This window comes from Acidovorax sp. LjRoot129 (genome assembly GCF_964253765.1).
In the GTDB taxonomy this organism is placed as follows: Bacteria; Pseudomonadota; Gammaproteobacteria; order Burkholderiales; family Burkholderiaceae_C; genus Acidovorax.
Genome location: NZ_CAXUSE020000001.1, coordinates 2,781,137 through 2,795,255, shown reverse-complemented (window position 1 = coordinate 2,795,255; position 14,119 = coordinate 2,781,137). Strand labels below are relative to the sequence as shown.

General features: G+C 67.3%; 6 protein-coding genes. All 6 read left to right on the top strand.

The genetic code is table 11. The features are described from left to right. Window positions 1-270 precede the first annotated feature (270 nt). The 6 genes from ACSQ3Q_RS12785 to ACSQ3Q_RS12760 all read left to right on the top strand — a co-directional run bounded on the left by ACSQ3Q_RS12785 (window position 271) and on the right by ACSQ3Q_RS12760 (window position 13,992). Window positions 271-3,426, top strand: coding sequence for a bifunctional diguanylate cyclase/phosphodiesterase (locus ACSQ3Q_RS12785; protein ID WP_436134746.1), 3,156 nt, complete (start codon window positions 271-273; stop codon window positions 3,424-3,426). Between the two features lie 48 nt (window positions 3,427-3,474). After that, window positions 3,475-4,545, top strand: coding sequence for a diguanylate cyclase (locus tag ACSQ3Q_RS12780; protein ID WP_436134745.1), 1,071 nt, complete (start codon window positions 3,475-3,477; stop codon window positions 4,543-4,545). Between the two features lie 251 nt (window positions 4,546-4,796). Continuing rightward, window positions 4,797-8,321, top strand: a complete 3,525-nt coding sequence (gene smc, locus ACSQ3Q_RS12775) for a chromosome segregation protein SMC (RefSeq protein ID WP_436134744.1) — start codon at window positions 4,797-4,799, stop codon at window positions 8,319-8,321. A gap of 100 nt (window positions 8,322-8,421) precedes the next feature. Continuing rightward, window positions 8,422-9,555: a cell division protein FtsZ gene (locus tag ACSQ3Q_RS12770; protein ID WP_436134743.1), complete on the top strand. Its 1,134-nt coding sequence runs from the start codon at window positions 8,422-8,424 to the stop codon at window positions 9,553-9,555. A gap of 13 nt (window positions 9,556-9,568) precedes the next feature. After that, window positions 9,569-11,659 carry an NAD-dependent DNA ligase LigA gene (gene ligA, locus ACSQ3Q_RS12765; protein ID WP_436134742.1) on the top strand — a complete coding sequence of 697 codons (2,091 nt, stop codon included), beginning with the start codon at window positions 9,569-9,571 and terminating at the stop codon, window positions 11,657-11,659. 26 nt (window positions 11,660-11,685) lie between these two features. Beyond that, window positions 11,686-13,992, top strand: a complete 2,307-nt coding sequence (locus tag ACSQ3Q_RS12760; protein WP_436134741.1) for a penicillin-binding protein 1A — start codon at window positions 11,686-11,688, stop codon at window positions 13,990-13,992. The last annotated feature ends 127 nt before the right edge of the window (window positions 13,993-14,119 follow it).

The following is a 14,119-nucleotide window of genomic DNA, read 5'->3' as shown; positions in this document are numbered from 1 at the left end:
CGGTTACCGCCGAGCGCCGCCCGTGCGGCGGCAGGTGATGAAATTTGCTCATCAATTCATAGCGGCCCGCGCATGACAGTGTTGCGCTAACGGCACTTTTTGCAGAAAACATGACGGTAACCAGTTGTTATTCGATCGCCGACACCAGCGCTACAAGGATTGGCGCTATCCTGCGTTGAGCGACAGCCTTGCCCTGCCAAGGCCCGCGACCCCCACTCCCACTGCGCAAACGTTGTCCTGATCGTTTTGAATGCCCACCTGTTCGATGCCATGGAACCCCTGACGCGCAATGGTCCCGCTCGGCACTGGATGGCCGGCCTGGGCGTGGCTGTGCTGGGGGTCTCGCTCAGCTTGTGGCTGGCGTGGCAGCAGGCGGAGTCGGTCGCCCAGGTCGGGCAGGCGCGGTTCATGCAAGAGTCGCGCGGTTTTGCCGACGCACTGGGCCAGCGCATCGAAGGGCACACCGAAATCGTCAACGGCCTGCGCGGACTGTTCACCGCCAATCCGCGCCTTACGCGCGCTGAGTTCGAACGCGCAGCGGGCGACCTGGAGGTGGGCCAGCGGTACCCCGGGGTGCGCAACCTTTCCTTCACACGCTGGGTGCCCGGCACCGAGCGGGCAGCCTACGAGGCGCGGGTGCGGGCCGACACTTCGTTGTCGCCGCAGGGTTTCCCTAACTTTGCCATCCGGCCGCCGGGCGAGCGGGCCGAATACTTCGTGGCCGAGTACCTTTGGCCCATGGCCGGCAACGAAAGTGTGCTGGGCCTGGACATCAGTACCCAACCCGCCAACCTGGCTGCCATGCAATACAGCCGCGACAGCGGCAACACGGTGGCTTCGGCCCCGTTCGACCTGCTGCAGGAGGCCACGCACCGCCAGGGCTTCGTGATCCGCGTGCCGGTGTTCGACTACACGGCGGGCACGCCCGAACCTCGCTTTATGGGCGCCGTCGCGTCCACCATCCGCGTGCACGACCTGGTGCAGGCGCTCGGAAGCCAGGGCCTGCTCAACGGCATCGCGCTGTCGATTGCCGACCACGGCTCGGTGCGCTCCGGCGCCGCAGACGCCACGGTGCGGCCGCTGCTGGCGCAGACATCTGCGGCGCTGCCCGATGCCCAGCCTTTTGTGCGGGATCTGGTGGTGCATGACCGCCGCTGGCGGCTCACGTTCCATCCCACGCGGTCGTTTCTGTCACCGTCTGAGGCCCGCTTGCCGCTGCTGGCGGGGCTGGCCGGCGCGTTGATGTCGCTGCTGCTGGCGTCCACCGTAGGTCTGTTGGTGCGCCAACGCACGATGGCGCTGGCGCGTGCGCAGGCTTCCGAAGCCGCGCGGCGCGAGAGCGAGGAGCGGTTCCGCGCGCTGTTCAACCAGGCCAGCGTGGGGGTGGCGCTGCTGGACACCTCCACCGGCCGCTTCTTGCGCACCAACCAGCGCTATGGCGACATTGTGGGCTACACGACCGCAGAGATGCAGGCGCTGAACATCCGCGCGCTCACGCACGCCGCTGACTTGCAGGCCGATGCGCTGAACCTGGAGCGCCTGAAAAATGGCGAGGTGCCCGAGTACCGGCTCGAAAAGCGCTACATCCACAAGCAGGGCCATGCCGTGTGGGTGGACCTGACGGTCTCTCCCATGTGGGTGCCCGGCGCCACGCCCGACCACCACATTGCCGTGGTGCACGACATCACGTCGCGCAAGCGCATGGAAGAAACCCTGCGCACTAACGAGCACCGGCTGCGGGCCATCCTGGAGCGCCTGCCCATGGGGGTGTGCCTGGTGCAGCCGGATGGGCGCATCAGCTTTCGCAACCAGCGTTATGTGCAAATTTGTGGCTACAGCGAAGTGGACGTGCCGGATGTGGACACGTGGTGGCAGCGCGCGTATCCCGATGCTGCGGAGCGTCAATCGGTGCGCCAGGGCTGGCGCGACGCAGGCGCGCGTGCCGCGGCGGGCGATGGCGTGATTCCGGGTCACGAGTACACCATCCGCTGCAGCGATGGCCAGATGCGGCCCGTCGAGGTGTCGGGCGTGCTGGTCGAGGGTGGGCACCTGGTCACCATGCAGGACCTGAGCGAACGCAAGGCGGCCGAGGAAGAAATCAACCACCTGGCCTATTACGACCCGCTCACGCGCCTGCCCAACCGCCGCCTGCTGATGGACCGGCTGCAGCAGGCGCTGGCCACCAGCGCGCGCCACGGGCGCACCGGCGCCTTGCTGCTGCTGGACCTGGACAACTTCAAGACGCTTAACGAAACGCGCGGCCACGACAGCGGAGACAACTTGCTGCTGCAGGTAGCGCACCGGCTGCGCAGCTGCGTGCACGAGGACGACACGGTGGCGCGCCAGGGCGGCGACGAGTTTGTGGTGGTGCTGGAGGACCTGGGCGAAAACCCCGAAGACGCCGCGGCGCGCAGCGAAGAGGTCGGCCAGCGCATTCTGGCCACGCTGCGCGAGCCCTACACCCTGAACGGCGCGTCACACCACAGCTCGCTGAGCATGGGCGTCACGATCTTCAGCGGCATGCGCGAGACGGTGGACGAGCTGCTCAAGCGCGCCGACCTGGCGCTCTACCAGGCCAAGAACGCGGGCCGCGACACGCTGCGCTTTTACGACCCGCAGATGCAGGCCTCGGTAACGGCGCGCGCCACGCTGGAGCGCGACATGCGCATCGGCCTGGCCGAGGGCCAGTTCGAGCTGTACTACCAGCCACAGATCGACCGGGGCCGCATCACCGGCGCCGAGGCGCTGCTGCGCTGGCGCCATCCGCGCGACGGTTTTGTCTCGCCCGCGCACTTCATCCCGCTGGCCGAAGAAACCGGCCTCATCCTGCCGCTGGGCGAATGGGTGCTGCGCGCGGCCTGTGCGCAACTGGCGCAGTGGTCGCTGCACCCCGAACTCGCGGCGCTGAGCCTGGCCGTCAACGTGAGCCCGCGCCAGTTCCACCAGGACGACTTTGTGGCCCAGGTGCTGGCGGCGCTGGCCAGCTCCGGGGTCGAGGGGCATCAGCTCAAGCTCGAGATGACCGAAGGCCTGCTGCTGCAGGATGTGGAAGACACCATCGAAAAGATGGGCCAGCTCAAGGGCTATGGGCTGGGCTTCTCGCTGGATGACTTTGGCACGGGGTACTCGTCGCTTGCCTACCTCAAGCGCTTGCCGCTGGACCAGCTCAAGATCGACCAGAGCTTTGTGCGCGACGTGCTCACCGACCCCAACGATGCTGCGATCGCCCGCACCGTGGTGGCCCTCGGCACCAGCCTGGGTCTGAAGGTGATTGCCGAGGGGGTGGAGACTGAAGCCCAGCGCGAGTTTCTGGAACGCCATCAGTGCCACGCCTGGCAGGGCTACCTGTTCAGCCCGGCGGTGCCGGTGGCCGAGTTCGAGGCGCTGGTGCGCAGCACCAATGTCCCGGGTCTGCAGCATGCGTGACCGGTTTTGTCACCGCGACTGCAACCCCAAGGATTTACACCACACGCCATGTTCCTGTTGAAGAAGAAGCCCGTTGTCGCGCCCGCAACGCCGACCGGGGCGTTTGACCCCCAACGAGAAAGATCCGCCATTGCCGAGATGCTGCTCAAGCGCTCGGCGCAGCTCATCCTGGGCCGCAGCGAGCTCGAGATCATCCGGGGCATCTGCCAGGCCATCGTGGACATCACGCCCCACGTCCGCCTGGCCTGGACATGGTTCGGCCCCTCGGACACCGAGACGATCCGCCCGCAGGTGTTCGCCGGCCCGGCCAGTGCCTATGCTGAAAACCTCACCATTGAGCGCAACCTGCTCACTCGCAACGGGCCGGCGTTTTCTGCACTGCAATCCGGCACGACCGCCGAGCCCTTTACCGTGTCGCAGTTTTCGCTGTTCGGCCCCTGGCGCGAGGCGGCGCGCCAGCATGGCATCCACCATGTGGTGGCGCTGCCGATCAACTCCGCCTTCAACGGCTACAGCGGCATCTTTGTGCTGTATGCCGACCGTGACGGCTATTTCGACGAGGTCGGCCTCAGCCTGTTTGCCACGCTGGCCGAGCTGTTCGGCTCGCTCATGACCGTGGCCGCCGAGCGCAACGAACTGCAGCGCGCGGCCTACCACGATGCGCTCACCGGCCTGCTCAATCGCCATGCGCTCGACCTGATCGACCGGCGCGTGTACCGCTCGTCGCTGTTCGAGCCGGCGTCGTCGCTGCTCATGCTCGACCTGGACCGCTTCAAGAGCATCAACGACCAGCACGGCCATGCGGTGGGCGACCTGGCCCTGCAGGCGGTGTCGCGCACGCTGCAGGACGCCCTGCGCCGGGGGGACGAGGTGGTGCGCTGGGGCGGCGAGGAGTTCATGGTGTGCCTGCCACAGACGCCGCTGGCCGACGCCCTGGTGGTAGCCGAGAAGCTGCGCAAGAGCGTAGGGGCCATCACCGACCCGGTGCCGCTGTCGGTCTCCATCGGCGTCTGCGAAATCCCCTGCCTGCAGCACCTGACCGAAGCCGTGGCCCGTGCCGACCAGGCGCTGCTGCAGGCCAAGGCCGACGGGCGCAACCAGGTGTGTGTGCTGCCCTGAAACCCTCGGGCAGGGTTCTGCAAAATTGATAGCAACAAGTGCTTATGGAATAAGCGCTGGGGCCTATTTTTGCCAAATATTCCCGAGTTGCGGCCCTTGGGCGCTGCCAAGGGGCCGGCCCGCAGGGGAGGGGCCCGGGCAGCGCGGTATCATTCCGCCCTTGCCGCGGCCTGTGTGTTCCCTGCCCGGAATGCCCGTGCCGCGCCGCCTTGCCCCTTGAAACCTGCCCCTTTTTGCCCGCCTTCTGAGCCGTGCGTCTAACCTCCATCAAGCTTTCCGGTTTCAAGTCGTTCGCTGAACCCACCAACTTCATGCTGCCCGGCCAACTGGTGGGCGTGGTGGGCCCGAACGGCTGCGGCAAGTCCAACATCATGGATGCGGTGCGCTGGGTGCTGGGCGAGAGCAAGGCGAGCGAGCTGCGTGGCGAGTCGATGCAGGACGTGATCTTCAGCGGCACCACCACGCGCAAGCAGGCCAGCCGCGCCAGCGTCGAGCTGGTGTTCGACAACTCCGACCACCGCGCCGGCGGCCAGTGGGGGCAGTACGGCGAGGTCGCGGTGCGCCGCGTGCTCACGCGCGACGGCACCAGCAGCTACTACCTGAACAACCAGCCGGTGCGCCGCCGCGACGTGCAGGACGTGTTCCTGGGCACGGGCCTCGGGCCCCGCGCCTACGCCATCATCGGCCAGGGCACGATCAGCCGGATCATTGAGAGCCGCCCCGAGGAACTCCGCCTCTTCCTCGAAGAAGCCGCCGGCGTCTCCAAGTACAAAGAGCGCCGCCGCGAGACGGAAAACCGCCTGTCGGACACGCGCGAGAACCTGACCCGCGTCGAAGACATCCTGCGCGAGCTCAACGCCAACCTCGAAAAGCTTGAAAAGCAGGCCGAGGTGGCCGCCAAATACAACACGCTGCAGGCCGACGCCACGCTCAAGCAGCACCAGCTGTGGTTCTTGAAGCGCGCCGACGCCGAAGAGCAGCAGAACAAGGTGCGCCTGGATGGCCTGCAGGCCGTCAACGACCTTGAATCCCGCATGGCCGACCTGCGCGCGGTGGAGTCCGACCTCGAGACCATCCGCCAGGCGCACTACGCCGCGGGCGACCAGGTCAACCAGGCCCAGGGCCGCCTGTACGAGGCCACGGCCGAAGTCGGCAAGCTCGAAGCCGAGATCCGCTACGTGGTCGAAGGCCGCCAGCGCGTGGAGCAACGTCTGGTCACCCTGGCCGAGCAGATTGCGCAGTGGCAGTCGCGCAAGGAAGAGGCCGACATCGAGCTCGAAAACCTGGCTGGCGCCGGCGTAGACGCCGAAGAGCGCGCCGAGCTGCTGGCCGCCCAGGTCGAAGAGCAGGCCCTGCAGCTGCCCGACCTGGAAGACGCCCTGCGCCAGGCGCAAAGCCGCACGGCAGAGCAGCGCAGCAGCGTGGTGCAGGTGCAGCAACAGATTGGCGTGCTGGCGGCTGAGCAGCGCAGCATCGACGAACAAAGCCGCCAGCTCGATGGCCGCTTCGAGCGCCTGCGCACCGACCGCAATGCGCTGGCCGCGCCCGATGAAGCCCGGCTGACGAACCTGCGCGAGCAACTGGAAGAAGCGCAGGAGATCGCCGAGACCACCGAAGCCCGCCTGCACGAGCTGCAAGAGTCGGTGCCCCAGCTCGACGACGACCGCCGCACCCGCCAGCAGGCCGTCAACACCGAAAGTGCGCGCCAGGCCGACCTGTCGGCGCGCATGGAAGCGCTCAAGGCGCTGCAGGAAAAGGTCAAGACCGACGGCAAGCTGCGCCCCTGGCTCGCCAAACACGGCCTCGACGGCCTGCAAGGCCTGTGGAGCCGCATCCACATAGAACCCGGCTGGGAAAACGCGCTGGAAGCTGCATTGCGCGAGCGACTGGCCGCGCTGGAAGTAGGGCGCCTGGACATGGTGCGCGGCTTCCTCGGCTCCGGCGGCAACGATGCGCCGCCAGCCCGGCTGGCTTTCTACAGCGCCCCCGCGGCAGGCCACCCCGAGCCATCGTCGCCCCACGCCCGCCTGTCGGACCTGCTGCGCCTGATCGATGCCGGCCTCCGCGCCGTGATGGTGGACTGGCTGCAAGGCTGCTACACCGCCCCCACGCTGGACGACGCCCTGGCCCGCCGCAGCACACTGCAACCCGGGGAGGTGGTGTTTGTTCCTACCGGCCACGCGGTCAGCGCCCACAGCGTGAGCTTTTACGCGCAGGACTCCGAGCAGTCCGGCATGTTGGCCCGCGCGCAGGAGATCGAGCACCTCGAAAAAGAATTGCGCGCGCAGGCGCTCATCGCCGAAGAATCGCGCACCGCCCTGGTCCGCGCCGAGGCCGCGTATGCCGATGCCTCCCAGCGCTTGGTGGCCGCCCGCCGCGAAGCCACCGAAACCCAAAGCCGCGCGCACGAGCTGCAGGTCGAAACCCTGCGCCTGAGCCAACTGGCGGAGCAGACCCGCGCCCGCAGCCAACAGATCGACGGCGACCTGGCCGAGGTGGAGGCGCAGTTGGCCGACTTGCAGGAACGCCGCGTGGCCGCCGAAGCGCGTTTTGAAGAACTCGACATGCAGCTGGCCGACAGCCAGGAGCGCGAGGCCCAATTGGGCGACAAGGTGATCGAAGCCGAGCGCAAGCTGGCGGCCTGCCGCGAGCAGCAACGCGCGCTGGAGCGCCAGGCGCAAGAGGCCACCTTCTCGCAGCGCAGCCTGGAGGCGCGCCGCGGCGAGCTCAACCGATCCATCGAAACCGCCACGCAGCAGGCCACGGCGCTGGCCGACGAAGAGCAGCGCGCGCGTGACGAGCTGGCCCGCCTGTCCGACGCCGCTGCGCAAGGCGGCCTGCAGGCCGCGCTGGAAGTAAAGATGGAGCGCGAAAAAGCGCTGGGTGCCCAACGCAGCGAGTACGACGACCTCACGACCAAGCTGCGCGCGAGTGATGAACGCCGCATGCAGCTCGAGCGCGCCCTCGACCCGCTGCGCGCGCGCATCACCGAATTCCAGCTCAAGGAACAGGCCGCACGCCTGGGCCTGGAGCAATACACCACGCTGCTGGCCGACGCCCAGGCCGACCTGGAAGCCGTGGCCCAGTCCATCACCGACGGCAACGTGCGCGTGGGCGGCCTGCAACCCGAAATCGACCGCCTGCACCGTGAGATTGCGGCCCTGGGTGCCGTCAACCTGGCGGCGCTGGACGAACTCAAGCTGGCCAGCGAACGCAAGATCTTCCTCGACGCGCAGACGGCCGACCTGACCGAAGCGATGAACACGCTGGAAGACGCGATCCGCAAGATCGACGGCGAAACGCGCCAGCTGCTCTCGGGCACCTTCGACACCGTCAACGGCCACTTCGGTCGCATGTTCCCCGAGCTGTTCGGCGGCGGGCAGGCCAAGCTCATCATCACGGGCGACGAAATTCTGGACTCTGGCGTGCAGGTGATGGCGCAGCCACCCGGCAAGAAGAACCAGACCATCCACCTGCTGTCGGGGGGCGAAAAGGCCCTCACAGCGATTGCGCTGGTGTTCGCCATCTTCCAGCTCAACCCCGCGCCGTTCTGCTTGCTGGACGAGGTGGACGCGCCGCTGGACGACGCCAACACCGAACGCTATGCCAAGCTCGTATCGAGCATGAGCAAGGGCACGCAGTTCCTGTTCATCAGCCACAACAAGATCGCGATGGAGATGGCCGAACAGCTCATCGGTGTGACCATGCAGGAGCAGGGTGTGTCGCGCATCGTGGCGGTGGACATGGAAAGCGCACTGTCGATGGCTGAGGTATGACTCGCGCTCCGCGCCTTTCGTCTACGCGCCGTTGCACCACGCATGGTGCGGGCCAGCCCGGCGGCACACTGCGCAGTGGAATAGCTAGCAATATCGTTTTATGAGCACACTTCAACTCAGTCTGGCGATCATTGGCGGTTTGGTGCTGGCCCTCATCGTGGCCTACAACACCTGGACTTCGCGCCGCAACGCCCCCAAGCGCGCGCTGCCGCAAGAGCCTGAGCGCAATGGCGACCGTGCGGGCGAGCCGGCGCTGCTGCGCCAGGAGCCCGGTTTCGACGGTGTCAGCCCGGTGGAGCTGACCCCCAGCGAATTGGAGGCCTTGGACCGGGGGACCGATCCCTCGTCCGAACACGCCGTAGACCCGACCGAGGCGCTGCAGATGCCCGTGCCCGCGTTCTCGGCAGAGCGCCGGCCGGGGCTTGACCCGCTCATCGACGTGATGGCCTCGCTGCAGCCCGAGCACATCGTCTCGGGCGATGCTGCACTGGCGGCGATGCCGCCCACGCGCCGCGCCGGCAGCAAACCGTTTGCCATCGAGGGCCTGAACGAAGCCACCCAGCAGTGGGAGACGCCCGCGCCCGGCCAGCGCTACCAGAGCTTTCAGGCAGGGGTGCAACTGGCCAACCGCACCGGGGCGCTCAACGAGATCGAGTTTTCGGAGTTCGTGGTCAAGGCACAGGCGTTTGCCGATGCGATCAACGCCGCGCCGGACTTCCCCGACATGCTGCAGGAGGTGGCCCGCGCCCGCGAGCTGGACCAGTTCGCCGGGGACCACGACGCGCAGCTGGCCTTCATGCTGCGCGCCCGCCAGGCCGCCTGGAGCCCCGGCTACGTGCAGCAGAATGCAGGCCGCCTCGGGTTTGTGCCCGGCGTGATGCCCGGGCGCCTGGTGCTGCCCGCCAGTGCCCAGGGCCTGCCGCCGCTGCTCACGCTGGGCTACGACACCGCCGCCGCCCTGGCCGAAGACCCCGAGCAAAGTGCGATCCGCGACATCACCCTGAGCCTGGACGTGGCGCAAGTCCACCGCTCCGAGCAACCCTTCGCCCGCCTGCGCGATGTGGCCAAGGCCCTGTGCGACGCCATGGACGGCGTGCTCTGCGACCAGAACGGCCAGCCCCTGCCAGCCATGGCCATGGACCCGATCACCGCGGACCTTGAGTTGCTGTACGACCAGCTGGACGGCCGCGATCTGTCGGCGGGGTCGGTGCTGGCGCGCAGGCTGTTCAGCTAGCCTTGGGACCCGCATGACGGAGAATTCCTATCTTTTTTCGGCCGCAGCGCAGACCAGTCAAGCGCAAGCTGCTATCAAAATCAAAGCGCTGCGCGATCAGCTGCACCGCTGGGCGCATCAGTACTACGTGCTGGACGAGCCCACCGTGCCCGACGCCGAATACGACCGGGCCTTCCGCGAGCTGCAGGCGCTGGAGAACGAACACCCGGACCTCATCACCTCGGATTCGCCCACGCAGCGTGTGATCGGGGCGGTGATGGAGGGCCTGACGCCCGTGCGCCACGCCGTGGCGATGCTCAGCATCCACACCGAAACCGACACCGAAGCCACGGGCGCGCAGGCGTTCGACACCCGCGTGCGGCGGGAGCTGGGGCTGGCCGAATCAGACCCTGCCGTCGAATACGTGGCCGAGCCCAAGTTCGACGGCCTGGCCATGAGCCTGCGCTACGAGAGCGGCCGTCTGGTGCAGGCCGCCACGCGCGGTGATGGCGAAGTGGGCGAGGACGTGACGCACAACATCCGCACGATTCGCCAGATCCCGTTGACCTTGCCCGCCGAGGTGCCTGCGCTGCTGGAAGTGCGCGGTGAGGTCTACATGCGCCGCGCCGATTTCGATGCGCTCAACGAGCGCCAGCGCGAGCAGGGCGGCAAGACTTTTGTGAACCCGCGCAACGCGGCGGCCGGTGCCGTGCGCCAGCTGGACTCGAACATCACCCTCCAGCGTCCCCTGAGCTTCTTTGCCTACGGCCTGGGGGCGATCACGCCAGCCAGCGAAGGCGGCCCGGTTTTTAGAACGCACTACGAGCTGCTGCAGACGCTGAAATTGTGGGGTTTTCCGGTCGCAGCGCAGGTCCAGATTGCGGTGGGTGCTACTGAATTGGTAGCGTATCACCAGCAGGTGGGCGCGGCCCGCGACGCGCTGCCCTACGACATCGACGGGGTGGTCTACAAGGTCAACTCATTGCAGCTGCAGCGCGACCTGGGTTTCAAGACACGCGAGCCGCGCTGGGCCGTGGCGCACAAGTACCCCGCGCAGGAGATGGCCACCAAGGTGGAAGGCATCGACGTGCAGGTGGGCCGTACCGGCAAGATCACGCCCGTGGCACGCCTGGCGCCGGTGTTCGTGGGCGGTGTCACCGTCACCAACGCCACGCTGCACAACCTGTTCGAGATCCGCAAGAAGGGCGTGCGCGTGGGCGATCAGGTCATCGTGCGGCGCGCGGGCGACGTGATACCCGAAGTCGTGGGCGTGATGCCGGGCAACCGCGTGGGCTACGTGCCCAACTTCAAGATGCCCCAGACCTGCCCGGTGTGCGGCAGCGACGTGGTGCGCGAAAAGGGCGAGGCCAACCACCGCTGCACCGGCGGCCTGTTCTGCGCCGCACAGCGCAAGGAGGCCATCCTGCACTTTGCCGCGCGCCGCGCCATGGACATCGAAGGCCTTGGCGACAAGCTGGTGGACCAGCTGGTCGAATCCAACGTCATCCGCACCTTGCCCGACCTGTACCGGCTGGGCCTGACCTCGCTCATCGCCCTGGAGCGCATGGCTGAAAAATCGGCGCAGAACGTGCTGGCCGCGCTCGAGAAATCCAAGCAGACCACGCTGCCGCGTTTTCTGTTCGGCCTGGGCTTGCGCCATGTGGGCGAGGCCACGGCCAAAGACCTGGCGCGCCACTTCGGCACGCTCGACGCCATCATGGAAGCGAGCGTGGAGCAGTTGCTGGAAGTGAACGACGTCGGCCCCGTGGTCGCGCAGGCGATCCACACCTTTTTTGAACAGCCGCACAACCGCGAAGTGGTGGAGCAACTGCGTGCCTGCGGCGTGACCTGGCCCGAAGGCGCACCTGCGCAGAAGGCGCCGCAGGTGCTGGCTGGCAAGACGGTGGTGTTGACCGGCACGCTGCCCACGCTGAGCCGCGATGCGGCCAAGGACATGCTGGAAGCCGCCGGCGCCAAGGTGGCTGGCTCGGTGAGCAAGAAGACCCATTACGTGATCGCGGGCGAAGAGGCGGGCAGCAAGCTCGCCAAGGCCGAAGAGCTGGGCGTGCCGGTGCTGGACGAAGCCGGCATGCTCGCACTGCTGGCTGCGCGGCCCGCGGCCTGACGACCCTGAACATTGGAACCCACGCGTTGCTGCAATCCATTAAAAACTTCTTCGCGGCCCTGTGGGCCCGCCCCCTGTACCGCTGGCTGCTGCTGGCAGCGGCCACCGGCCCGGCCATCCTGCTGCTGTACATCGTGGCCCTGGTGCCGTTCACCCCCAGCGTGGGCGACATCCGCAAGGCCAAGAGCGAGCTGCCCGCCCAGCTGGTGTCGGCCGACGGCAAGCTGTTGGCCGAATACCGCTGGGCCAACCGCGAATGGGTGGCGCTCGACAAGATATCGCCCAATGTGGTGGACGCGCTGATCGCCACCGAAGACCACCGCTTCTACGACCACTTCGGCATGGACTGGAAGCGCACGACGTCGTCGGTGGTGCACACGCTGCGCGGCGCTCCGCAGGGCGGCTCCACCATCACGCAGCAGCTGGCGCGCAACCTGTTCCCTGAAGAGATCGGCCGCTCGCGCGTGTTTCCGCAGGCCTTGACGCGCAAGCTCAAGGAGGCGATCACGGCGGTAAAGATCGAGTCCTCGTACACCAAGGACGAGATCCTGGAGACGTACCTCAACACCGTGCCGTTTCTGTACAACGCATACGGCATCGAGATGGCCGCGCGCACGTACTTCGACAAGTCGGCGGACAAGCTCAACGTGCTGGAGAGCGCCACGCTGATCGGCATGCTCAAGGGCACGGCCTACTACAACCCCGTGCTCAACCCCGAGCGCGCCCAGGCGCGGCGCAACATTGTGCTGTCGCAGATGGTCAAGCGCGGCAAGCTTGAGCAGGCGCAGTTCGACGACCTGCAAAAGCGCCCGCTGCGCGTCGATTTTGAACGCCAGACCGAGGTGATGGGGCCGGCACCGCACTTTGCGATGCAGCTGCGCAAGCAGCTCATCGACTGGGCCGACAGCCATGGCTACAACCTGTATGCCGATGGTCTGGTGATCCGCACCACCATCGATTCGCGCCTGCAAAACTTCGCCAATCTGGCCGTGGCGCGCCAGGGCAAGCAGCTGCAAACCGTGGCCGATGCGGCCTGGAGCAAACGTGACGGCTGGGTGCCGGGCAACGAGCTGGTGCAGACGCTGGTGCGCGAGAGCGCCGAGTACCGCACCGCGGTGGACAAGGGCCAGGCGCCCGACGAGGCGCTCAAGGCGCTCCTGGCCGACGACGCCTTTTTGCAGAAGCTGCGCGGTGAGAAGACGCGCGTGCAGGCGGGCTTTTTGGCGCAGGACCCTGTCACCGGCCACGTGCTGGCCTGGGTGGGCAGCCGCGACTTTGCGCAGGACCCGTTTGACCACGTGCAGGCAGCACGGCGCCAGCCGGGCTCCACCTTCAAGCCTTTTGTCTATGGCGCCGCGTTTGCCAACGGCGCCTCGCCCAATGACGTGCTGATGGATGCCGCGGTCGAGATCCCGCTGGGCGGCGGACGCGTGTGGCGCCCCACCGATGGCGGGCCGCCGAGCGACCAGCCGATGACCCTGGCGGATGGCCTGGCGCTGTCCAAGAACACCATCACTGCCCAGGTGATGCACCAGGTGGGCCCCGCACGCGTGGCCCAGGTGGCGCGGGCGCTGGGCGTGCGGCAGTCGCCGCTGGAAGAAGTGCCGTCGCTCGCGCTGGGCACGAGCCCGGTCACGCTCAAGGAGATGATCTCGGCTTACAGCAGCATCGTGAACCTGGGCCGCTATATCGAGCCGGTGCTGATCACCAGCATCGAAGACCGCCATGGCAAGGTGCTGGAGACTTTTCTCAAGCCGGTGCCTGAAGTGGTGTTTGATGCGCGTGCCGCACAAACGCTGCGCAACACCATGCGCGGCGCGGTGGACCGGGGCACGGCCACGGCGATCCGCTCACGCTATGGCATCCAGGCCGACGTGGCGGGGAAGACCGGGACCACCCAAGACAACACCGATGGCTGGTTCATCCTGATGAACCCGCGCGTGGTGGCGGGTGCCTGGGCGGGTTTCAACGACGGCCGTGTCACGCTGCGCAGCGACCAGTGGGGCCAGGGCGCCCGCAGCGCGCTGCCCATGGTGGGCGATTTCATGCAGCAGGCGATCCGCAACAAGGTGATCGACGGGCAGGAACGCTTCTTCGACGAGTTCGACACCAGCCCGCCGCCCGCCGCCATGCCACCGCCGCCGGGCGATGGATCGCTGGGCACCATGCGCGACTGGATTCGCGGTTTGTTTGGCGGCGGCGAGGGTCAGCCTGCGCCGCAGGCGCCCGGGCAGCCTCCGGCACCCTGGCCGGGCGGCTTGCCGCCGGTGACGCAGGACCCGCCGGGTTCGTCGATGCCGCCGCCACCGGCGGAGGAACGATCAGGCGGCTGACGGTCATTGAGGTTGGTCGAGTGCGGGTGCCGGGCCGGCGAGTGTGGACTGGTCTTTCGTCGGGTCGCGGTGCGATGCTGCGAACAAAGCAGATAGAACTTTCGTCTTACGCCCAGGTGGATGATTG

What these genes read in the sequence shown, in the direction of transcription:
- ACSQ3Q_RS12785 (WP_436134746.1), top strand. Translation starts at nt 271, where the DNA reads ATGGAACCCCTGACGCGCAATGGTCCCGCTCGGCACTGGATGGCCGGC.
- ACSQ3Q_RS12780 (WP_436134745.1), top strand. Translation starts at nt 3,475, where the DNA reads ATGTTCCTGTTGAAGAAGAAGCCCGTTGTCGCGCCCGCAACGCCGACC.
- ACSQ3Q_RS12770 (WP_436134743.1), top strand. Translation starts at nt 8,422, where the DNA reads ATGAGCACACTTCAACTCAGTCTGGCGATCATTGGCGGTTTGGTGCTG.
- ligA (WP_436134742.1), top strand. Translation starts at nt 9,569, where the DNA reads ATGACGGAGAATTCCTATCTTTTTTCGGCCGCAGCGCAGACCAGTCAA.